This is a genomic window from Flavobacterium flavipigmentatum (assembly GCF_020911905.1).
Classification (GTDB): domain Bacteria; phylum Bacteroidota; class Bacteroidia; order Flavobacteriales; family Flavobacteriaceae; genus Flavobacterium; species Flavobacterium flavipigmentatum.
Genome location: NZ_CP087133.1, coordinates 1135837 through 1156626 on the forward strand (window position 1 = coordinate 1135837; position 20790 = coordinate 1156626).

At 33.1% G+C, this 20790-nt stretch carries 21 protein-coding genes; 16 read left to right on the forward strand and 5 right to left on the reverse strand.

The annotated features are described in order from the left end of the window. Positions 1-173: 173 nt before the first annotated feature. Together LNP22_RS05290 and LNP22_RS05295 are read right to left on the reverse strand one after the other, a co-directional pair. Positions 174-683 (reverse strand): ORF6N domain-containing protein, encoded by a 510-nt coding sequence (locus LNP22_RS05290; RefSeq protein WP_229975656.1) that lies wholly within the window; start codon positions 681-683, stop codon positions 174-176. A gap of 40 nt (positions 684-723) precedes the next feature. Then, positions 724-2034, reverse strand: coding sequence for a phenylacetate--CoA ligase family protein (locus tag LNP22_RS05295; RefSeq protein WP_229975657.1), 1311 nt, complete (start codon positions 2032-2034; stop codon positions 724-726). Between the two features lie 132 nt (positions 2035-2166). Between LNP22_RS05295 and purD the strand changes: the two genes are divergently transcribed. Beyond that, positions 2167-3441: a phosphoribosylamine--glycine ligase gene (gene purD / locus LNP22_RS05300; protein WP_229975658.1), complete on the forward strand. Its 1275-nt coding sequence runs from the start codon at positions 2167-2169 to the stop codon at positions 3439-3441. Between the two features lie 28 nt (positions 3442-3469). On the opposite strand, the gene LNP22_RS05305 is transcribed toward purD, so the two are convergent. Beyond that, positions 3470-3700: a DUF6341 family protein gene (locus LNP22_RS05305; protein WP_127338089.1), complete on the reverse strand. Its 231-nt coding sequence runs from the start codon at positions 3698-3700 to the stop codon at positions 3470-3472. A 140-nt stretch (positions 3701-3840) separates the two neighbouring features. Here LNP22_RS05305 and LNP22_RS05310 point away from each other — a divergent pair, with 140 nt between their 5' ends. After that, positions 3841-4770, forward strand: coding sequence for a DUF6427 family protein (locus LNP22_RS05310; RefSeq protein ID WP_210665323.1), 930 nt, complete (start codon positions 3841-3843; stop codon positions 4768-4770). Here LNP22_RS05310 and upp read toward each other — a convergent pair. Then, the gene (gene upp / locus LNP22_RS05315) at positions 4765-5418 is read right to left on the reverse strand and encodes a uracil phosphoribosyltransferase (RefSeq protein ID WP_229975659.1); all 654 of its coding nucleotides are present in this window, start codon (positions 5416-5418) and stop codon (positions 4765-4767) included. The two genes, LNP22_RS05310 and upp, sit on opposite strands and share 6 nt — an antisense overlap. 111 nt (positions 5419-5529) lie before the next feature. Here upp and LNP22_RS05320 point away from each other — a divergent pair, with 111 nt between their 5' ends. Together LNP22_RS05320 and LNP22_RS05325 are read left to right on the forward strand one after the other, a co-directional pair. After that, positions 5530-6135, forward strand: coding sequence for a DUF4254 domain-containing protein (locus LNP22_RS05320; protein ID WP_229975660.1), 606 nt, complete (start codon positions 5530-5532; stop codon positions 6133-6135). Positions 6136-6469: 334 nt separating this feature from the next. Next, positions 6470-7480, forward strand: a complete 1011-nt coding sequence (locus tag LNP22_RS05325; protein ID WP_229976356.1) for a glycosyltransferase family 9 protein — start codon at positions 6470-6472, stop codon at positions 7478-7480. Positions 7481-7555: 75 nt separating this feature from the next. Here the strand turns inward: LNP22_RS05325 and LNP22_RS05330 are convergent, their stop codons facing one another. Beyond that, the gene (locus LNP22_RS05330) at positions 7556-8608 is read right to left on the reverse strand and encodes a ferredoxin--NADP reductase (protein WP_229975661.1); all 1053 of its coding nucleotides are present in this window, start codon (positions 8606-8608) and stop codon (positions 7556-7558) included. A 125-nt stretch (positions 8609-8733) separates the two neighbouring features. Between LNP22_RS05330 and LNP22_RS05335 the strand changes: the two genes are divergently transcribed. The 12 genes from LNP22_RS05335 to atpG all read left to right on the forward strand — a co-directional run bounded on the left by LNP22_RS05335 (position 8734) and on the right by atpG (position 19957). Further along, entirely contained in the window at positions 8734-10194 is a 1461-nt protein-coding gene (locus LNP22_RS05335) for a DUF5687 family protein (RefSeq protein ID WP_229975662.1), read from the forward strand. Positions 10195-10277: 83 nt separating this feature from the next. Continuing rightward, on the forward strand, positions 10278-10973 hold the full coding sequence (locus tag LNP22_RS05340; RefSeq protein WP_229975663.1) for an ABC transporter ATP-binding protein: 696 nt from the start codon (positions 10278-10280) through the stop codon (positions 10971-10973). 88 nt (positions 10974-11061) lie between these two features. Next, a complete protein-coding gene (gene porW, locus LNP22_RS05345) occupies positions 11062-13680 on the forward strand; it encodes a type IX secretion system periplasmic lipoprotein PorW/SprE (RefSeq protein ID WP_229975664.1) in 2619 nt (872 codons plus the stop codon). Positions 13681-13682: 2 nt separating this feature from the next. Beyond that, positions 13683-14096: a bactofilin family protein gene (locus LNP22_RS05350; protein ID WP_210665330.1), complete on the forward strand. Its 414-nt coding sequence runs from the start codon at positions 13683-13685 to the stop codon at positions 14094-14096. After that, positions 14062-14289 carry an AtpZ/AtpI family protein gene (locus LNP22_RS05355; protein ID WP_229975665.1) on the forward strand — a complete coding sequence of 76 codons (228 nt, stop codon included), beginning with the start codon at positions 14062-14064 and terminating at the stop codon, positions 14287-14289. The genes LNP22_RS05350 and LNP22_RS05355 overlap by 35 nt, the downstream gene beginning before the upstream one ends. A 56-nt stretch (positions 14290-14345) precedes the next feature. Further along, positions 14346-14738: a hypothetical protein gene (locus LNP22_RS05360; protein ID WP_210665332.1), complete on the forward strand. Its 393-nt coding sequence runs from the start codon at positions 14346-14348 to the stop codon at positions 14736-14738. A gap of 119 nt (positions 14739-14857) precedes the next feature. Next, positions 14858-16033, forward strand: a complete 1176-nt coding sequence (gene atpB, locus LNP22_RS05365; RefSeq protein WP_229975666.1) for a F0F1 ATP synthase subunit A — start codon at positions 14858-14860, stop codon at positions 16031-16033. Positions 16034-16066: 33 nt separating this feature from the next. Continuing rightward, positions 16067-16267, forward strand: coding sequence for an ATP synthase F0 subunit C (gene atpE / locus LNP22_RS05370; protein ID WP_026727281.1), 201 nt, complete (start codon positions 16067-16069; stop codon positions 16265-16267). Between the two features lie 90 nt (positions 16268-16357). Then, positions 16358-16858, forward strand: a complete 501-nt coding sequence (locus tag LNP22_RS05375) for a F0F1 ATP synthase subunit B (protein WP_210665334.1) — start codon at positions 16358-16360, stop codon at positions 16856-16858. Between the two features lie 4 nt (positions 16859-16862). Then, positions 16863-17396: an ATP synthase F1 subunit delta gene (gene atpH / locus LNP22_RS05380; protein WP_229975667.1), complete on the forward strand. Its 534-nt coding sequence runs from the start codon at positions 16863-16865 to the stop codon at positions 17394-17396. Between the two features lie 38 nt (positions 17397-17434). Beyond that, entirely contained in the window at positions 17435-19012 is a 1578-nt protein-coding gene (gene atpA, locus LNP22_RS05385; RefSeq protein ID WP_053472983.1) for a F0F1 ATP synthase subunit alpha, read from the forward strand. A gap of 84 nt (positions 19013-19096) precedes the next feature. Then, complete coding sequence (gene atpG / locus LNP22_RS05390; protein ID WP_229975668.1) at positions 19097-19957, forward strand: ATP synthase F1 subunit gamma; 861 nt, start codon at positions 19097-19099, stop codon at positions 19955-19957. Positions 19958-20790 lie beyond the last annotated feature (833 nt).

A 20790-nucleotide genomic window follows, 5' to 3' on the forward strand; every position in this document is an offset into this window, starting at 1 on the left:
CGTTATAAAAACTTTCTTTTAGCAAAAGTAAAGTTTAAATTGGAATCTGAATAGTTTGAGATGTTTTCTTCAAACTTTAAATCCATTTTTAAGAACTTAAGTTATTTTGTCTAAATTTTTAAGGAAAAATTTAGGACCTTAAAAACTTTAAATTTATTTTTTATAACCAATTTTCACTCTGGCAACTTCTTCGCTTTCTTGTCCGTTAGTTCATCTAAGTAAGAAAAAACCAATTCTATGTTTTTATCATGATTTTCCAGTTTCTTTTGTATCTGAAGAATATCAACTTTAATTTCTGTTGTGTCGAGAAGCATCTGTCTTACTTTCGTGAAAATTCGCATAATCTGGATATTGGTTTGGATGGCTTTGTCGCTTTTTAGAACGCTTGACAACATTAAAATACCGTGTTCAGTAAATGCAAAAGGAAGATATTTTAAGTTTGATCCTCTACCATTCTTCAAGGTCGCAATTTGCGACCTTGAAGAATGGTATTCATTTTCAGTAAGTTGAAACATAAAATCTTCAGGAAATCGGGATAAATTTCTTTTTACTTGCTCATTCAATCTTTTTGTTTCGACTTCATAGAGCGCAGCCAAATCAGTATCCAGCATTACTTTTTGATTACGGATAAGGTATATTTTATCAGAAATTGTTTCTTCTGAGAGTTGAGATTGATCTTCCATAAGTTTTTAATTAAAAAACAAATGTAAGAATTTATTTATATTAAAGAAAAGATTTAAACTGTTGGAGTTTACCGCGATTTGTTCTTTCTAAAACATCTTTTCGAACAAAACTAAACTTTAAATTTGGCTCTAAATAGCTAGCAATGGCGCTTTCTATTTTTAGAATTTGATTTGAATTTAATGCTTTATCACTCACATACTCGATTTCAAAAGTATCTAATTTTGTTTGTTTGATGATAAATTCTTTTACATTTCCGTCGTCTTCGATGATGCTTTTGGTCACGTAATAAAATGTTAAACCCGGTGATTTCTTTCCGCTAGGCAAAAGGGCAATATCATTGGTTCTGCCCATTAATTTTTTGAGAATAGGTTTTTGCAAAGTACTTTTTTCGTCCAAAATCCCGATGTCGCCAATATCGTATCGTATAAAAGGATGCGCTTTATTGAAGAGAGAAGTGATCACTATTCTGCCTTCTTTTCCGTGAGGTAAAACCTGATCGTTTTCGTCCAGAATTTCTACAAAAAGTGTTTCGGCGTTGATCTGCCATTCACCTTGAGTGTTTTCAAAAGCAATCAAATCTAGTTCTGAAGCACCATATTCGTTGATGATCGGAATTTTAAATTGCTTTTCCAACAATTTTTTATCCGATTCAAAAAGCATTTCCGAAGTCACAAAACAAGCCTTTAAAGTGGGGCAAATTTCTTTTAAAATTATATTTTTATTTTCTAAAAATTTAGCAAATAAAACGATAGAACTAGTATAACCATTAATGTAATCAAATTTTTTGTTTTGAAATTTTTTCAGCACTTTTTCTAAAAAAGCATCAGATAAATCAAAAACAGGGAAACGGAATCTTCGGCTTAAAAAATCTTTAAAACGCTCTTTTTGATATCCCAAAAAATGTAGCGGAATACCATAAAATCGTGCTTGATACGAATGATTAAAATTGATATTGTACCATCCGAAACGCATAAAAATCGAACTCCACGTCAGGGCGTGACAATATTTATCTTTGGCAAAAACAAAAGGCGTTCCGCTCGAACCAGAGGTTTTATTGAGGTAAATATTTTTTAAAGTATATCCTTTTGAAAGTCTTTCCTTGAGTGGTTTTTGTAAATTTTGTTTGTTCAAAATCGGTAAATCTTCCCATTGAGGAACAATTTTGTTGCCCACTAATTTTTGATAAAATGCATTATTTTGCAGATGAAAATCAACGATTTCCTTTTTTTTATTTTGAAGAAAATCAGCATATTCAGCTTCAGATAAATTTACAATTTTATCCAATTCAGCCTTAGCTTTCTTTATAGGAAAACCATTTATTTTAAGAGAAATATCAAAAAGTGATACCATTGTCAGGATAAATTTCACCAAAAATAATATTTACCAATTACTAACAGCGAAGAATCAGCAACTTTTTAAGATTTAATTATTTTTTACGTATAAAAGCAATTATTTTTGCAACACAACTAAATACGACAACACATGACAATTTTATTATTGGGATCAGGCGGAAGAGAGCATGCTTTTGCATGGAAAATGATTCAAAGTCCGCTTTGCGAAAAACTTTTTGTTGCACCAGGAAATGCGGGAACGGCTGCAATTGCTACAAATGTTGCAATGTCTCCAACTGATTTTGATGCTGTAAAAGCATTTGTACTTCAGGAAAATGTAAAAATGGTTGTGGTAGGCCCAGAAGATCCTTTGGTAAAAGGGATTTATGATTATTTTAAAAATGACCAAAGTTTACAGCATATTCCAGTAATTGGGCCATCAAAATTAGGGGCACAATTAGAAGGAAGTAAAGAATTTGCCAAAGAATTCCTGATCAAACATAATATTCCAACGGCGGCTTATGATAGTTTTACAGCCGAAACCGTTGAGAAAGGATGCGAATTTTTAGAAACATTGCAGCCTCCTTATGTGTTGAAAGCTGATGGTTTGGCCGCAGGAAAAGGCGTTCTGATTATTCAGGACTTAGAAGAAGCAAAAACTGAGTTGAGAAACATGCTGGTTCATGAAAAATTTGGTACTGCGAGTTCTAAAGTAGTGATCGAAGAGTTTCTAGACGGAATAGAATTGAGCTGTTTTGTTTTGACTGACGGGAAAAGCTATAAAATTTTACCAACGGCAAAAGATTATAAAAGAATTGGCGAAGGCGATACAGGTTTGAATACAGGCGGAATGGGAGCTGTTTCGCCGGTACCTTATGTTGACGCAGTTTTGATGGAAAAAATAGAAAGCCGCATCGTAAAACCAACAATCGAAGGTTTTCAAAATGACGGAATCGAATATAAAGGTTTTGTATTTATTGGTTTGATTAATGTAAAAGGAGAACCGATAGTGATCGAATACAATGTGAGAATGGGCGATCCTGAGACCGAAGTAGTGATACCTAGATTAGAATCTGATTTGGTAGCATTGTTTTTGGCGGTTGCAAATGAAAAATTAGATAGTTTCGAATTAAAAGTAGATCCGAGAAGCGCGACAACAATTATGGTAGTTTCTGGTGGATATCCTGAAGATTTTGAAAAAGGAAAAGTAATTACAGGTTTAGAAACTATTACAGATTCGATTGTTTTTCACGCTGGTACAAAATTAGACAACGGAAATATTGTAAGTAACGGTGGTCGCGTACTAACGGTAACTTCGTACGGTGATGACTTTCAACAGGCCATAAAAAAATCTTACCAAAACATAGATAAACTAAGCTTTGATAAGATGTATTTTAGAAAAGATATCGGCAATGATTTAAATTAAAACCTTTTCCCTTTTGGGATTGTAGAGGTTACTTTAAAAAAGAGTGAGCCGTTGTATCTTGATTTTCAGTTCCTGCAGCATCAAAAATACGTAATTGTTTAATCCAATATACGATTGCTGCAGAACAGATAATCATAAAAATCCAGTTGATTGTATTTGCACCAAACCATGTAACAAGTTCTAAATGACGTAAAAAGTCAAGCGGAGCAAATAAAATGTTAACAAATAAGTATTGTATTCCTTCAAAAAAAGCTGTCATAATTTATAAAATTATATGTTATTTATTGTTTTGTAACGCATTGAAGTTAAAATCCAATTAATAGAATCTTTTTTCAACTTGTTGGTTTTCCTTTTTAAACAAGTATTATATTTACAATCACAAAAGTATAAAATATCCTTATGATTACAAGCGTTTTTAGAAAATCTACACCATTAAATTATTCTTTGGTCGTAATTTTAATATTGCTTTTCTTTTTTTTGTTTCAAATTCAGGATCCATCCTGGACGAGCTCTTCTTTTTTGGTGTTCCAAAAGATAATTTTGTTGTGTTTTATTTTGGCGTCTTTTTTTCTGGTAAATTTTATCGTAAAGAAAAACGGACTCAGCAAAGACAATGGTTATTCGATATTTTTCTATTTATTATTTTTGTTGTTTTTCCCTACGATCTTTAGTAATTCGAATATAATTTATGCTAACTTTTTTGTTTTGTTGGCAGTTCGAAGATTGATTTCTTTACAGTCGTTAAAATCTTCAAAAGAAAAAATATTTGATGCTTCTTTCTGGATTTTGGTGGCTTCATTATTTCAGTTTTGGAGTATTCTTTTCTTAATTTTAGTTTTTATTTCGATAATTTTTCACGTTTCTCGCGATTACAGACACTGGATTTTGCCCTTTATAGCGCTTTTATCGGTAGGAGTTTTATTTTTATTGACGTCTTTAATCTTTAATTTTGATGCTGTTTCCTTCATTCGCGAAAGAGCGGTTGTAGATTTTAGAATTGATTATTTTAAAAATAATTACGAAAACGGAGCACTTTCTATTTATGCTTCTGTTGTATTATTTTTTCTATTTTCTATGATTACAACGCTTTCCAACAGGCCACAAATATTACATTCTTCATTCAAAAAAATAGTGGCTTATTTTGTTCTTGCAGTTGCAGTATATGTTCTTTCGCCCAATAAAAGCAATGATATATTGCTCTTAACAATTCCACCATTGGCAATGATGGCGGCCAGTCACGTAGAATATGTGCAGCAAAAACTAAGTAACGAAATTGTATTTTACCTACTTATTTTGTGCAGTGCTTTTACTTTTTTCTCACAGTTATAATTTACTGCCGTAAGCCAGATCACCGGCATCACCAAGCCCCGGAACGATATAGTTTTTTTCGTTTAGTTTTTCGTCTAAAGCCGCTACCCATAAATGACAATTTTCGGGAAGATTTTCTTCAAGATAAGCAATGCCTTCTGGTGCGGCAATAACAACAGCAATATGCATTTCTTTTGGAGTGGCGTTCTGAACCAATTTTTTATAAACCGCAACAATAGATTGACCCGTTGCCAACATGGGATCAAGTAATAAAACAGTCTTGTTATTTATGTTTGAAACCGCTTGATATTCTACAAGAATTTCAAACTCATCATCATTATTAGGATGGTGTCTGCAAGCAGAAACAAAGCTATTTTCTGCATGGTCAAAATAATTAAGAAAACCGTTATGAAGCGGTAGTCCAGCTCTTAAAATCGAACATAAAACCAAATCATCATTGATTTGCGTCGTTTTTTTAATACCGAGCGGAGTTTGAATTTCGACATTTTTATACGCTAAATCTTTGCTTAGTTCATAGGCCATAATTTCCCCGATTCGTTCGATATTTCTTCGAAAACGCATACTGTCGTTTTGAACATTTATGTTTCGAATTTCACCCAAAAAATGATTTAAAACGCTATTATTTTCAGAAATATAATGAATTTTCATATTTAATTTTTAAAATGTTGAAAGGGCAAATATACCAAAACGAAAAATTATTGGTTTTTTTCGTACTATAAAAGTATAAAAAGTATCTTTGTATCTCTAAAAAATAAAGACATGTTTTCAAAATTAGCATATTCTGTTTTCGAACAAAGCATCAAAGATTATCATGAATTTGATAGTGTTGATCAACCGATAAATAATCCTTTTCCAAAAGATAAATTTGAACATTTATTATATTTAAAAAATTGGATTGACACTGTTCAGTGGCATTACGAAGATATTATTCGCGATCCGCAAATAGATCCCGTTGCGGCGCTAACTCTTAAAAGAAAAATCGATGCTTCTAATCAGGAACGTACCGATATGGTAGAATATATCGATAGTTATTTTTTGCAAAAATACAGTGGTGTACAAGTAAAAGATGGGGCAAAAATTAACTCAGAAAGTCCTGCCTGGGCTTTTGACAGATTGTCTATTTTGGCTCTAAAAATTTATCACATGCAGGAAGAAGCCAATCGTGCTGAGGCTTCGCAGGAACACAGAGATAAATGTCAGGAGAAATTAAACATTCTTTTGGAGCAAAGAAGCGATTTATCGATAGCGATTGATGATTTACTGACAGATATCGAAAACGGCGATAAATTTATGAAAGTGTACAAACAAATGAAAATGTACAATGATGACGAATTGAACCCGGTTTTGTATCAAAATAAGAAATAATATTTAGAGCTATTTCCAGCTTTCCATTACAATTCCTCGCAAAAAAATAGAGTTTCTATTGTCTAAAAAAGAGCTTCCGTTGGTCGCTTTTTTTAAACAAGAAACTTTATTTTTTTTGCTCCGGGATTTTCATTTCAATCTGGGCTAAAAAAGCAAAGAATCAGAGTTTCTTTAAAAAAATATTTTTTTAGTCAGTTGAAATAACAAAAGAAATTTATTTACAGTAAATTAGTAAAAATGAAATAGCCAGCGACTTACAGCATTTTACAATATTTCATCCGTACATAATTTAAAAAATTAAAAATTGCCTAATAAAATACAACATATAGCTGTCATGAGACTTTCTGCAATGGGAGATGTCGCCATGACAGTTCCTGTTTTGCGCGCTTTTGTGCAACAAAATCCAGCGGTAAAAATCACGGTAATTTCGCGTCCGTTTTTTAAGCCTTTTTTTGATGGAATTCCAAATTTAGACTTTTTTCCTTTTGATGAAAAGCACCGTCACAAAGGCTTTCTCGGACTTTTGCGTTTGTATCAGGATGTAAAAAAACTCAAATTTGATGCTTTTGCAGATTTGCACAACGTTTTGCGTTCTAAAACAATGAGTTTGCTTTTCGCTTTAAGCGGAAAAAAACACGCTACAGTTGACAAAGGTCGTGAAGGCAAAAAAGAATTAACTCGTGCCGAAAATAAAATTTTTAAGCAGTTGCCGACCATGTTTGAAAGACACGTAAAAGTGTTTGAAAAATTAGGTTTTTCATTAGATTTATCAAATCCACAATTTCCTGAAAAAGCGAGTTTAAGTGCTGATGTCTTAGAAATTATTAAAAATAAAAATCAGAAGTTAATTGGTATTGCACCTTTTGCTCAGTATGACTCAAAAGTCTATCCTTTAGATTTAATGAAAGCCGTTATTACCGATCTGGCTCAAAATCAAACCAATAAAATACTACTTTTTGGCGGCGGAAAGAAAGAAATCGAAATTTTGGATTCGCTTGCAAAACCATTTGATAATGTGATCAACATGGCTGGAAAAATTAAATTTCAGCAGGAATTACAGCTTATCAGTAACCTGGATGTAATGCTTTCTATGGATTCCGGAAACGCACATATTGCGGCCATGCTGGGCGTAAAAGTGATCACACTTTGGGGTGCGACACATCCTTATGCAGGATTTTTACCCTTCAATCAAAGTTTAGAAAGTGCATTAATGGCAGATCGAAATCAATATCCAAAACTGCCAACATCGGTATACGGAAATAAAACGGTAGAAGGTTATGAAGATGCGATGAGAACAATTCTTCCAAAAGAAATAGTTAAAAAAATTGAGGGCAGCTTAAAATAAAAATTCCAATAAAAAAAGTCCAAATCCCAACTGTAAGTTTAGAATTTGGACTTTATATATTTTTAAATTTAACGACTAAACATCATCAAAATCGATATAAATCGACTCCGATGTTGGATGGGCTTGACAAGTTAAAATGAGACCCGAAGCAATTTCTTTATCTGTTAAAATAGAGTTTTTTGTCATCTCGGCATTTCCAGAAGTTACGCGTGCAAGACAGCTGCTGCAAATTCCGCCTTGACAAGAGTAGGGCGCATCAATGCCTTGTTTTAGTGTGGCATCCAAAATGGTTTGTTTTTGTGACATTTCGAAAGTTACTTCGTCATCATCTACCAAAACAGTGATTTTAGTATGTCCTTCTAATGAAGTTTTTATTTCGTTTTCTTGCGATGAAGAAGTAAAAAGCTCAAACTTAATGGCCGATTCTTTTACGTTTTTCTCTTTTAAAACGTCAGAAACGGTGTTGATCATTTCTTCTGGGCCACACAAGTAAAACTTATCAAATTGCAACTCTTTGTGTTTGTTATTCAACACAAAATTTACCGCCGATTTTTCTATTCTACCAAACAATGCATTTTCGGCTTTAGCCTGACTATAAACGTAATGCACAAAAAAACGACCCACATATTGCAATTGCAAATCGTGTAATTCCTGATAAAAAATGGTTTCTTCGGGATTTCTGTTTCCGTAAACCAATACAAAAGAACTTTTTGGCTCACTTTTCAAAACCGATTTCAAAATAGAAAGCACGGGTGTGATTCCGCTTCCGGCAACAAAAGCCGCATAATTTCTTTGTCTTTCCGCATCTGCTTCAAAAGTAAATTTTCCTTCAGGATGTCCTACTTCAAGAACATCACCTGCTTTTAGTTTTGTATTGGCAAATTGTGAGAACAAACCATTTTTTACAGCTTTTACGGCAATTCGTAGTTCGCCGCTTTCCGGGGCAGAACATATAGAATAAGCACGTCTGATTTCTTGATTATCAAGAGTTAATTTTAAATTTATGTATTGTCCGGCGATAAATTTATAATCGGCTTTTAGTTCTTCGGGAACATTAAAAAGAACAGAAACGGCATCAACAGTTTCGCGTTTTACCTCTTTAATTATGAGTTTTAAAAATGAAGGCATGATAGTATATTTTGTGCAAAAATAACAAACCGTCACTAAATGTCGCGTACTAAATTATTTTTTTTATTTTTTTTGTAACGTTTTCTTACATTTGATTACATACTACCAAACTTAAACCAAAAACCATGATTAAAAAGTTTATTTACCTCGAATGGAAAGCCTTTACCAGATCAGCTTCCTTTGGTACCAATCTCGCCATGAAAATCTTGATCGGATTTCTGATGGCTTATTTTTCGCTTGTTTTTATTGCGATAGGCGTTGGTGCATTTTATGTGCTCAAAAAAATGAAGTTAGAACCATTAGTAACGGTCAACCAATTTTTGATTTATTATTTCTTGTTCGATTTGCTCATTCGATTAATGATGCAAGGTATACCAGTTCTTAACATCAGACCTTTATTGGTGTTGCCTTTTAAGAAACCCACAATTGTGCATTTTTCTTTAGGAAAAACGGCATTGTCTTTTTTTAACTGGGTTCATGCTCTTTTTTTTGTGCCTTTTTCAATAGTATTAATATTGGAAGGATACGATGTGATCAGTATTTTGCTCTGGAATTTAGGTGTTTTTGCACTCATTTACATCAATAATTTTCTAAATATTATTCTTAGTAATATCGACAAATTATTTGTTGTTTTTGTTGGATTGCTTTTAGGATTAGGAGCGGCTCAGTATTATAAATTGTTTGACATTACCCTTTTTACAACACCTTTTTTTCAGGGACTTTACGCATCAAAAATACTGTTTTTGATACCTGTTATTGTTTTGATTGGTTTGTATGTTTTTACGTTTAAATATTTTAAAAATAATTTATTTTTAGACGCAGGACTTTCAAAAAAAGAAGATATTGCAATCACCGAAAATTTGTCGTGGCTGAATCAGTTTGGAACTTTGGGGACGTTTCTTAAAAATGATATCAAATTAATTAAAAGAAATAAAAGATCAAAAACGACCATTTTGATGAGCTTTATATTTTTGTTTTATGGATTGATCTTTTTTGGCAATTCGCACCAACCTCCCGTGATGCATATTTTTGCTGGAATTTTTGTTTCGGGTGGCTTTTTATTTGTTTTTGGACAGTTTGTGCCAAGTTGGGATAGTTCGTATTATCAATTGATGATGACGCAAAACATTCCGTATCGCGGATACATAACATCAAAATGGTGGCTGGTCGTTATCGCTACTTTTGTATCGACAATTTTGGCTTCGTTCTATCTTTTTTACGGATTAGAAACCTATTTGACCATTGTTGTAGGAGCCATTTATAACATTGGTGTCAACTCGCACTTGGTACTTTTGGGCGGTGCTTTTACCAAAACACCAATTGATTTAAGTTCTTCGAGCGGGGCTTTTGGAGACAAAAAAGCATTCAATGTCAGTGCGATGTTATTGACGTTGCCCAAATTATTATTGCCTTTATTATTGTATTGGACAGGGCTTCATTTTGGCGATAAATCGCTGGGTTTAGCATTAGTGGCTGGGGCTGGAGTTCTTGGTTTTATCTTTAGAAATAAAGTTTTTTCTATTATCGAAAAAAGATACAAAGTCGAGAAATACAGTACGATACTCGCCTACAAACAAAAGAATTAGAAAATTAGTCAATATTGATAATTAGATTATTTTATAAAAAAACAAATTAACGATTAACTAAACCAACAATTAAACGAATACAAATGATACAAGTAAATCAACTTTCGAAGACATATAATGAAACAACAGTTTTAAATATTAATAACCTTGAGATTCCAAAAGGACAAAGTTTTGGATTAGTCGGGAACAACGGTGCGGGAAAAACCACTTTTTTTAGTTTGTTGTTAGACTTAATTCAGCCGTCAACTGGGAATATTATAAATAATGATATTCAGGTAAATAGTAGTGAAAACTGGAAATCATTTACCGGTTCTTTTCTTGACGAAAGCTTTTTGATCGGCTATCTAACACCCGAAGAATACTTTTATTTTATTGGAGATTTGCGCCATCAAAACAAAGCTGATGTGGATGCTTTATTGGCCCAACACGAAGAATTCTTTAACGGAGAAATTTTAAAAAATAGAAAATACTTGCGTGATTTATCCAAAGGAAATCAGAAGAAAGTAGGGATCATCGCAACACTCATTGGTAATCCGGAAGTCATTATTCTGGATGAACCTTTTGCAAATTTAGACCCGACAACGGTAAGCAGATTAAAAAAAATAATCAAAGAATTGGCTGATAATCCAAATGTTACTGTTTTGGTTTCGAGTCACGATTTGCAACACACAGTAGAAGTTTGTGACAGAATTGTAGCGTTGAATAAAGGTGAAGTCGTTAAGGATATTCAAACATCAAAAGAGACATTGCAAGAGTTGGAAGCGTTTTTTGCGGTTTAAGGTTTCATATTTCAAAAAGAAGCGTATTTTTACAAGTCATTATACTAAAAATCGTTTTTATAAGTTAAATGATTTAAATCTATTTCAATTGAAAAAGAGTACTCTTAAATATAGTTTTCCGTTCGTTGTTTTATTCTTTTTGATAGCATGTTCTACCAAGAAAAACACTTTTGTTTCCAGAAATTCGCATGCATTAAGTACAAAATACAATATTTTGTACAACGGAGGAGTTGGCTTAGAGAAAGGGTTAAAATCTATTGAAGGCAATAATCAGGATAATTTCTGGAAAATGTTGCCTATAGAAAAAATGCAAGTCAATGAAAATGCTTCGGAAGAAGGAAAAGCTAAAAATGCTGATTTTGAACTTGCGGAAACCAAAGCGACAAAAGCCATTCAGAAACACTCGATGAATATTGGAGGAAGAGAGAAAAATTCGCAAATAGACGAAGCTTATCTGATGTTGGGAAAAGCCAGATATTATGACCAACGTTTTATTCCGGCATTAGAAGCATTCAATTATATTTTGTATAAATATCCAAATAGCAGCAATATTTATACAGCCAAAATTTGGCGTGAGAAAACAAATATGCGCTTGGGCAATGATGCGATTGTGATAAAAAACATCAATCGATTGCTAAAAAAAACAGATTTAAATAAACAAACTTTTGCCGATGCCAATGCTTTGTTGGCAGAGGCTTTTTTAAATCTGGAGAAAAGAGACAGTGCTGTTGCCAAACTTAGAATTGCTGAAGAATTTACCCGCAACAATGAAGAAAGGGCAAGGTATCGTTTTATCCTGGGGCAGATGTATCAAGAGGTTGGACAAAAAGACAGCGCCACTTATTTTTATGATGGCGTTATTGATTTGAACAGAAAAGCCGACAGAAAATACATGATGCATGCGTATGCCAAAAAAGCGCAGATGTTTGATTACGAAAAAGGTAATGATACACTTTTTCTTAAAACATATAATAAATTGGTTAAGGACAGAGAAAATCGTCCGTATTATGATGTGCTTTTTTACGAAATGGGTGTCTACTTTGATAAAAAGAAAGACCGAGAATCGGCATTGGCGTCTTATAACAAATCTTTAAAAAGAAAATCGACGGACTCTTATTTGGTAGCATCGACCTACCGAAATATTGGTAATATGTATTTTAAAGATACAGATTATACAATGGCGGCCAAATATTATGACAGTACCTTGGTAAAATTAGATCCAAAATCGAGAGAGTTTGCGTTTATCGAAAAAAACCGAAAAAATCTGGACGACGTTATCAAATACGAAGGAATAGCAAAACGCAATGACAGTATTATTAGGGTTTATGGCCTTCCTGCAGCCGATCGAAAAATATATTTTGAAAATTACATCGTAGAACTTAAAAAGAAAGACGAAGCAAAGCGTCTTTTAGAAGAAAAAGAAAAGGAAAAACTGGCGAATATCGAGCGCAACAGCCAGTCTCAAATTCCGGGTAATGCGGCTGTCAATCCGCAGTCATTAGGTACTTCGGGAGAACCGGAGTCTATAGTTCCGCCATCAGGAACCGATACGGGAAGCACATTTTATTTTTACAATCCTACCACGGTTGCTTACGGAAAATTACAATTTAAAAAACTTTGGGGCAATAGGACTTTAGGAGGAAACTGGCGATTGTCGGGCACAAAAGCAATAGCAGGCAAAGAAGTAAATGATTCGATAAATAGCAAAAACGATTCGATTGCCGCTTTACAAATTGCTGTTGTTGAAGAAAAATATACAACAGAGTTTTACGAAAAGCAGCTTCCAACAACACAGGTTGCAATTGATAGTATTGGACAAGAACGTAATTTTGCGTATTACCAATTAGGTCTTATTTACAAAGAAAAATTCAAAGAATACAATTTGGCAAGCAATAAGCTGGAGCAGTTATTACGCAACAATCCAGAAGAGAAACTGATTTTGCCTTCGATGTATAATTTGTACAAAATATATCAAATTACCGATCCTAAAAAAGCAGAAATTGTAAAAGCAGAGATCGTAGCCAAATATCCAAATTCAAGATATGCACAAATTATCAACAATAATGGTTCCGGCAATAATACTTATTTATCTCCCGATCAGGAGTATCAAAAGTGGTATAAGTTGTACGAGGAAGAACAATTTGATGTCGTACTTGAAAATATTGATAACTTGATCAATCTGTATGCCGGTGAAGATATTGTTTCTAAATATGAATTATTGAAAGCCAGTACGCTTGGAAAAGTATACGGTTTGGATGCTTACAAAAAAGCACTCGAAAATGTTGCCGATAATTATCCGAACAGTGAAGAAGGTAAAAAGGCACGAGAAATAATCGAAAAGCAAATTCCGGGTTTAGAAAAACTTGATTTTGTAACCGTTGATACTCAAAACTGGAAAATCTTATATACTATTCCTTTTAATGACATACAAGCCAGAAAACAAATTGACGATGCTATAAAGAAATTTTTATCATTAGAAAATTTCCAAAGGCTAACGACTTCTTATGACAAGTACAATAAAACCGAAAGTTTTGTGGTTATTCACGGTATAAAATCGGAGGCTTATGCCAATGATGTAGCGGGAGTTTTGCGAGATGAAAAAGCATATAAAATTTCGCATCCTTTTATTATAATTTCTGATGAAAATTATAAAATAGTACAAATTAAGAAAAACTTAGCAGTTTATTTAGCACCCAAAATACCATAAATATGTTTGAAAAAACCAAAAAAACAGGATCCGAGCTTTTAGGAAAAACCAATAGAATTGTCGAAGGAACTACTCTTATCGGAGACATAGTTTCTAAGGCCGATTTTAGATTAGATGGCGAGTTGATAGGTAATTTTACATCACAGGGAAAATTAGTGATTGGTCAGACAGGATCGATTAAAGGCGAAATTATTTGCAACAATGCAGATATAGAAGGAGAGTTTCATGGTAAAATAAAGGTTATAGAAGTACTTAATATAAAAGCAACTGCAAAAATACACGGCGAAGTTTTGGTTGGAAAATTATCGATAGAACCAGGCGCCGATTTTACCGCTACGTGTACTATGATCGTAGCAGAATTAAATCACGAAAAACCAAAAGATGCAAAAGGAGCCGAACAAAAACCAAAGGAATAAGTGGATTGCCCTTATTAATATTCCCGTTCAGATGGGGGTCATTATTTTTTTGTTTGGATATTTAGGCAATTGGTTAGATGAGAATCACCCAAGCAGCAAAATCAACTACAGCGCTATTCTAGTAATGGTGGGTGTTGGACTCGCTTTATACAATGTGATTCGTCAGGTAAACGAAATCAATAAAACAAAGTAATTTATCTTTAAATAGCTGTCAATAAATGTTGCATCTTTGCAAGAAAAATTACTAAAATGTTTTTTAAAAATTACAGACCATTTTTACAATTATTCTTTTTGGCAGCAACAGCTTATATTTTGCATAGAGCTGTTTTTTTTGGATTACACATCAACACTAAAAATTTCTTTTACAGTATCGAATTGCTGTATTTGATTTTTTTCGGAACAACGGCATTATTATACATTATAGTATTAGTAGTAAAAAAGAAGAATTTCGAGATTGTCGGAATGTCATTTTTATTTGGAACTTTTGCACAAATGTTATTGGGTTATTTAATTTTGAGACCAGTTTTAGAAAACAAATCGGAAGAGGTGACTATTGAAAAAATTAACTTTTTTGCAATATTTATTTTGTTTTTGTTATTTGAAACGCTTTTAACTGTCCGATTATTAAATGAAAAGCGTTAAATTAGCAATTCTGTAAAAGAAGGTTCAAAAATAATTTTTCATATCCTTTTGAATATTAATAAAAAATGTACCTTTGCACCAAATTTTAGAAACGTAAAAAAATAAGATTTTCAACAGCTATGGTGATTTCAAACAAACCACTCCATTTTATTCTTGCAGCTTTCGTAGCTTGTCTTCCTGTAATGAGTTTTGCAAATTCAGAGAATGACTCAACGCATGTAAAAACTGAAGCAGTTCACGAAGAGAAAGTAATTTCACATAACGCTCCTATGGAAGGAGAGCATGTAGCTCTTGATCCAAAAGCAAAAGTGGATGCTTTTATAGATCATCACTTACAAGATTCTCATGATTTTGTTTTCTTTTCAGATGAAAAGGAAAACAAGCATTATGGTTTTCCATTACCTGTAATTCTTATTGACGGAGGTTTGAAAGTTTTCTTATCTTCAAAATTTCACCACGGTGAAGAAGTTGCAGAAGTTGATGGAAGTTTCTACAAATTAGTTCATGGTAAAATTTATAAAACAGATGCCGCAGGATCAATCAAATTGAATGAGCACGGACATCCAGAAAATGAAAAACCATTAGATTTTTCTATCACAAAAAACGTAGTTTCTATGCTATTCGTTTCAGTATTATTATTCTTAATGTTTACTGGCTTAGCAAAATCATATAAAAAAGGACCAATCCCAACTGGATTTGGAAGAGTATTAGAGCCACTAATTATTTTTATCAGAGACGAAATCGCTGTTCCGAATATTGGTGAGAAAAAATACAGAAAATATATGGGTTACCTATTGACCGTATTTTTCTTTGTTTGGTTGTTAAACCTTTTAGGTATGACGCCACTTGGAATTAATGTTACCGGAAATATCGCAATTACTATTTGTTTGGCAGCATTTACTTTTATTATTACTCAGTTTAGTGCGAACAAAGAATATTGGGGACACATTTTTTGGATGCCTGGAGTTCCAGTTCCAATGAAAATTATCTTAGCTCCAATTGAGGTGTTAGGAATGTTCACAAAACCATTTGCATTATTGATTCGTTTGTATGCCAATATTACAGCGGGTCACGTTGTAATTATGAGTTTGATCGGAATGATTTTCGTAGGTAAAAATTTGGCAGCAGATTTACCAATTTCTATGGGATTAACATTGTTTATTTCTGTTATCGAAATTTTAGTAGCATTTTTACAGGCGTTTATTTTTACAATGTTGTCGTCATTATTCATTGGTATGGCAGTTCAGGAACATGATCATGCGCATCACCACGAAGACGAAACAGCAATTATTTAATTTAGAAGTTTAATTTTATATATATAAATACTTATGGGAACAATTCCAACTTTAGTAGGTGCAGGTTTAGTAGTAATCGGTGCAGGTTTAGGTTTAGGTAAAATCGGTGGATCTGCTATGGACGCGATTGCTCGTCAGCCAGAAGCTGCTGGTAAAATTCAAACTGCGATGATTATTATCGCGGCTTTATTAGAAGGTTTAGCATTTGCTGCTTTGATCTTAGGAAAAAACTAATAAAGAAAAAATTAACAACATCTTTAACGGTTGGTTAAAGGTGTTGTTACCTTTTAAAAAAAGAAATTAAATATATAATATAGTTATAAAATGGATAAGTTAATTAACGATTTTTCATTCGGTTTATTCTTTTGGCAAGCAATTATCTTGTTGGTTTTAATTTTGCTTTTAGTAAAATTTGCTTGGAAACCTATTATGGAGTCTATTACCGCGAGAGAAGAAGGTATAAAAGATGCATTGCTTTCTGCTGAGAATGCAAAAAAAGAAATGCAAAATTTACAAGCTGACAATCAAAGAATTTTGAATGAAGCTCGTGCTGAACGTGATGCGATGCTAAAAGAAGCTCGTGAAATGAAAGAGAAAATGATAGCTGATTCTAAAAACGAAGCACAAGAGCAAGGTCTGAAAATGATTGAGCAAGCTAAAGTAGCTATCGAAAATGAAAAAAATGCTGCAATGGCTGAGTTGAAATTACAAGTTTCGACTTTATCATTGAGTATCGCTGAAAAATTGTTGAAAGAAGAATTATCTAACAAAGAATCTCAAACCAAATTGGTAGAGAAAATGTTGGGTGACGTAAAGTTAAACTAATATTATGGCAAGTACAAGAGCAGCAATTCGTTATGCAAAAGCAATTCTAGACTTAGCAAACTCTAAAGGTGTTGCCGAAGCTGTAAACAACGATATGAAAGCGATTGCTTCAACGATTGAAAGCAATTTAGAATTGAGTACCTTTATTCAGAACCCAACGACAAAAGTTGAAGTTAAAGAAAGTGCTCTTTTAGAAGTTTTCGCAGATGTAAATGGCGTAACCAAAGGTTTATTTCATTTATTATTCGAAAACAAAAGATTTGAAATTCTTGAAGCAATTGCTTTAGAATACAAAAAATTATTTGATGAAAGTAATGGTGTTGAAGTAGCTAAAGTTACAACAGCTATTCCTATGGATGCAGCTTTAGAAGCCAAAGTTTTGGCAAAAGTAGCTACCTTATCAGATAAAAAAATAACAATAGAAAATATAGTAGACCCTTCTATAATTGGAGGATTTATTTTAAGAATAGGTGATCAGCAATACAATGCTTCAGTTGCAAACAGATTACAGGTATTAAAAAGAGAGTTAAGTAATTAGTTTTATTACACATAAAAGTGTCTAAATTATAAAGTAAGATGGCGGAAATCAAACCTGCTGAAATTTCAGCAATATTAAGAAAGCAAGTAGAAGGTTTTGAATCTGGTGCTACGCTAGAAGAAGTAGGAACAGTACTTCAAGTTGGAGATGGTATTGCTCGTATTTACGGGCTATCTAATGTGCAATACGGTGAGTTAGTTGAATTTGACAACGGACTTGAAGCTATTGTATTGAACCTTGAAGAAGACAATGTTGGTGTGGTACTTTTAGGGCCATCAACAGGTATCAAAGAAGGATCAACAGCAAAAAGAACGCAACGTATCGCTTCTCTTAAAGTAGGTGAGCAAATGGTAGGACGTGTAGTAAATACTCTTGGTTTTCCAATTGATGGAAAAGGGCCAATTGGTGGAGACTTATACGAAATGCCATTAGAAAGAAAAGCTCCTGGAGTTATCTTCCGTCAGCCAGTTACTGAGCCATTACAAACAGGAGTAAAAGCTGTAGATGCTATGATCCCAGTTGGACGTGGACAACGTGAGCTTGTAATTGGTGACCGTCAAACAGGTAAATCAACTGTTTGTATCGATACAATCTTGAACCAAAAAGAATTTTACGATGCAGGAAAACCTGTATTTTGTATATATGTTGCCATTGGGCAAAAAGCGTCAACTGTAGCAGGAATTGCAAAAATGTTAGAAGAAAAAGGAGCAATGGCGTATACCGTTATTGTTGCAGCTAATGCTTCTGATCCGGCTCCAATGCAAGTTTACGCTCCTTTTGCAGGTGCTGCAATTGGAGAATATTTTAGAGATTCTGGTCGTCCTGCACTTATTGTGTATGATGATTTGTCTAAACAAGCTGTTGCTTACCGTGAGGTTTCTCTTTTATTAAGAAGACCACCGGGACGTGAGGCATATCCTGGAGACGTTTTTTACTTACACTCTCGTTTATTAGAGCGTGCTTGTAAAGTAATTGCAGATGACGGAATTGCTAAAAACATGAATGATTTACCAGATTCTATCAAGTCTATCGTAAAAGGTGGTGGTTCTTTGACTGCCTTACCAATTATCGAAACTCAGGCGGGTGACGTTTCTGCTTATATCCCAACAAACGTAATCTCGATTACAGATGGTCAGATTTTCCTTGATGGAGATTTGTTCAACTCTGGAGTTCGTCCTGCGATCAACGTAGGTATTTCTGTATCTCGTGTTGGAGGTAATGCTCAGATTAAATCAATGAAAAAAGTTTCAGGAACTTTAAAATTAGATCAGGCCCAATTCCGTGAATTGGAAGCTTTTGCTAAATTTGGTTCTGATTTGGATTCAGTTACTTTAAATGTAATTGAAAAAGGAAAAAGAAACGTTGAAATCTTAAAACAAGGTTTGAATGATCCTTACACAGTAGAAAATCAAGTAGCTATTATTTACGCTGGTTCTAAAAACTTATTAAGAAACGTTCCTGTAAATAAAGTAAAAGAATTTGAAGCTGATTTCTTGGCCTACTTAAACAGCAAGCATAAAGACACTCTTAATGCATTGAAAGCTGGTAAGTTAGATGACAATATTACTGATGTTATCGAAAAAGCAGCAAAAGAAATTTCAGCAAAATATAATTAATTTTAGTTGATTGTTGTTGGTTGATAGTCGTTGAAATATTCAGAAACTATCAACCAATAACTAACAACCAACAACTATAATAGAATGGCAAATTTAAAGGAAATCCGTAATAGAATTACTTCCGTTTCATCTACGATGCAGATCACATCGGCAATGAAAATGGTTTCTGCTGCAAAGCTTAAGAAAGCACAAGATGCAATCACTGCGATGCGCCCTTATGCCGAGAAATTAACGGAATTGTTACAAAATCTTTCTGCTACACTTGATGGTGAAGTAGGAGGAGATTATACAACACAACGTGAAGTAAAAAAAGTGTTACTTGTTGCTATAACTTCAAATAGAGGTTTATGTGGTGCATTTAATACCAATATTATTAAAGAAGCTAAAAACCGTAGTCAGTTTTATGCAGGGAAGCAAGTTGATATTTTTCCTATTGGGAAAAAAGGAAATGATGTTCTAGCCAAAACACATACAGTTCATGGTCATCATAATGCAATTTTTGATCAATTAACTTTTGATAATGTGGCGGTAATTGCAGATAGTTTAACTGAAAAATTCTTGTCTGGAGAGTACGATAGAATAGAATTGATTTACAATCAATTTAAAAATGCTGCTACTCAAATTGTTCAGGTTGAGCAGTTTTTACCTTTGGCTCCAATTAAAACTGAAGTTGCAGTTGCAGCATCAGATTATATTTTTGAGCCTTCTAAAGAAGAAATTGTATTGACTTTGATTCCTAAATCATTAAAAACACAATTGTATAAAGGTATTCGTGATTCATTTGCTTCAGAACATGGAGCGCGTATGACAGCTATGCACAAAGCAACTGACAACGCTACTGAATTAAGAAACCAATTAAAATTAACGTATAATAAAGCACGTCAGGCTGCTATTACTAACGAAATCCTTGAGATCGTTGGTGGAGCTGAAGCCTTGAACGGATAAAAGTTTTTTAGATAAAAATCAAAAAGAGCCTACAATTTTGTAGGCTCTTTTTTTTGTTAAAATTAGTCAGCAATAGAGAGTTATAAATCTTCTAAAAAAAGTCTTGGCTCTATTAAAATCTGGTAAAGCTGTAAAGTCAAATCATAAAAAAATAAGTTAGAAAAAGAATGGGTAAAAGCTTTTTTTGCATCATACAACTTGACTTTAATACTTTTTTTTTATTCTCAAAGAATTTATTTTTGGCAGATTTTACAAAAGAATGACTTTGTTTGTCTGTTTAAATTATTTTAAAATCCATAATATTTTAAAAATAAACATACGAATTATACATTTAAAAAAAAACCGTTCATGATTGAACGGTTTTTAAAACCTAAATAACATTTATATTTGTATTAAGAATTTCTACAAGGTTATTTTAAAACTAATTCAAATGGTTTTCTAAATTTTAAAATGGGTATTCTCGAGAATGCCATTCCCGAGAATTTGCACCATTTTATACATTTTTTTAGACGGCATGTGTTTTTCCGTATCTGCTTTGTTTTTTATGGGTACAAACTAGCTTTATTATTCCCATTGCTTTGTTTTTTTTCGGGTTACATATCAGCTGTATCATTCCCAGATGCTTTTATATTTTTTTAAAGGGTTGTATTGTAGCTATAACTATCCCTGTTGCTTTGTTTTTTTACGGGTTACACATCAGCTATATTATTCCCACTGCTTTTACATTTTTTTAAAGGGTTGTATTGTAGCTATAATTATCCCTATTGCTTTGTTTTTTTGTGGGTTACATATCAGCTATATCATTCCCGTGCTTTTATATTTTTTTGAAGGGT

Excerpts from the sequence above, each read along its gene's own strand:
- LNP22_RS05375 (WP_210665334.1), top strand. The coding sequence starts at position 16,358 with ATGGATAAGTTAATTAACGATTTTTCATTCGGTTTATTCTTTTGGCAA.
- upp (WP_229975659.1), bottom strand. The coding sequence starts at position 5,418 with ATGAAAATTCATTATATTTCTGAAAATAATAGCGTTTTAAATCATTTT.
- LNP22_RS05335 (WP_229975662.1), top strand. The coding sequence starts at position 8,734 with ATGATTAAAAAGTTTATTTACCTCGAATGGAAAGCCTTTACCAGATCA.
- LNP22_RS05310 (WP_210665323.1), top strand. The coding sequence starts at position 3,841 with ATGATTACAAGCGTTTTTAGAAAATCTACACCATTAAATTATTCTTTG.
- LNP22_RS05290 (WP_229975656.1), bottom strand. The coding sequence starts at position 683 with ATGGAAGATCAATCTCAACTCTCAGAAGAAACAATTTCTGATAAAATA.
- atpH (WP_229975667.1), top strand. The coding sequence starts at position 16,863 with ATGGCAAGTACAAGAGCAGCAATTCGTTATGCAAAAGCAATTCTAGAC.
- LNP22_RS05350 (WP_210665330.1), top strand. The coding sequence starts at position 13,683 with ATGTTTGAAAAAACCAAAAAAACAGGATCCGAGCTTTTAGGAAAAACC.
- LNP22_RS05295 (WP_229975657.1), bottom strand. The coding sequence starts at position 2,034 with ATGGTATCACTTTTTGATATTTCTCTTAAAATAAATGGTTTTCCTATA.
- LNP22_RS05305 (WP_127338089.1), bottom strand. The coding sequence starts at position 3,700 with ATGACAGCTTTTTTTGAAGGAATACAATACTTATTTGTTAACATTTTA.
- LNP22_RS05340 (WP_229975663.1), top strand. The coding sequence starts at position 10,278 with ATGATACAAGTAAATCAACTTTCGAAGACATATAATGAAACAACAGTT.
- LNP22_RS05330 (WP_229975661.1), bottom strand. The coding sequence starts at position 8,608 with ATGCCTTCATTTTTAAAACTCATAATTAAAGAGGTAAAACGCGAAACT.
- atpE (WP_026727281.1), top strand. The coding sequence starts at position 16,067 with ATGGGAACAATTCCAACTTTAGTAGGTGCAGGTTTAGTAGTAATCGGT.
- LNP22_RS05325 (WP_229976356.1), top strand. The coding sequence starts at position 6,470 with ATGAGACTTTCTGCAATGGGAGATGTCGCCATGACAGTTCCTGTTTTG.
- LNP22_RS05355 (WP_229975665.1), top strand. The coding sequence starts at position 14,062 with ATGCAAAAGGAGCCGAACAAAAACCAAAGGAATAAGTGGATTGCCCTT.
- LNP22_RS05320 (WP_229975660.1), top strand. The coding sequence starts at position 5,530 with ATGTTTTCAAAATTAGCATATTCTGTTTTCGAACAAAGCATCAAAGAT.
- atpB (WP_229975666.1), top strand. The coding sequence starts at position 14,858 with ATGGTGATTTCAAACAAACCACTCCATTTTATTCTTGCAGCTTTCGTA.
- LNP22_RS05360 (WP_210665332.1), top strand. The coding sequence starts at position 14,346 with ATGTTTTTTAAAAATTACAGACCATTTTTACAATTATTCTTTTTGGCA.
- purD (WP_229975658.1), top strand. The coding sequence starts at position 2,167 with ATGACAATTTTATTATTGGGATCAGGCGGAAGAGAGCATGCTTTTGCA.
- atpA (WP_053472983.1), top strand. The coding sequence starts at position 17,435 with ATGGCGGAAATCAAACCTGCTGAAATTTCAGCAATATTAAGAAAGCAA.
- atpG (WP_229975668.1), top strand. The coding sequence starts at position 19,097 with ATGGCAAATTTAAAGGAAATCCGTAATAGAATTACTTCCGTTTCATCT.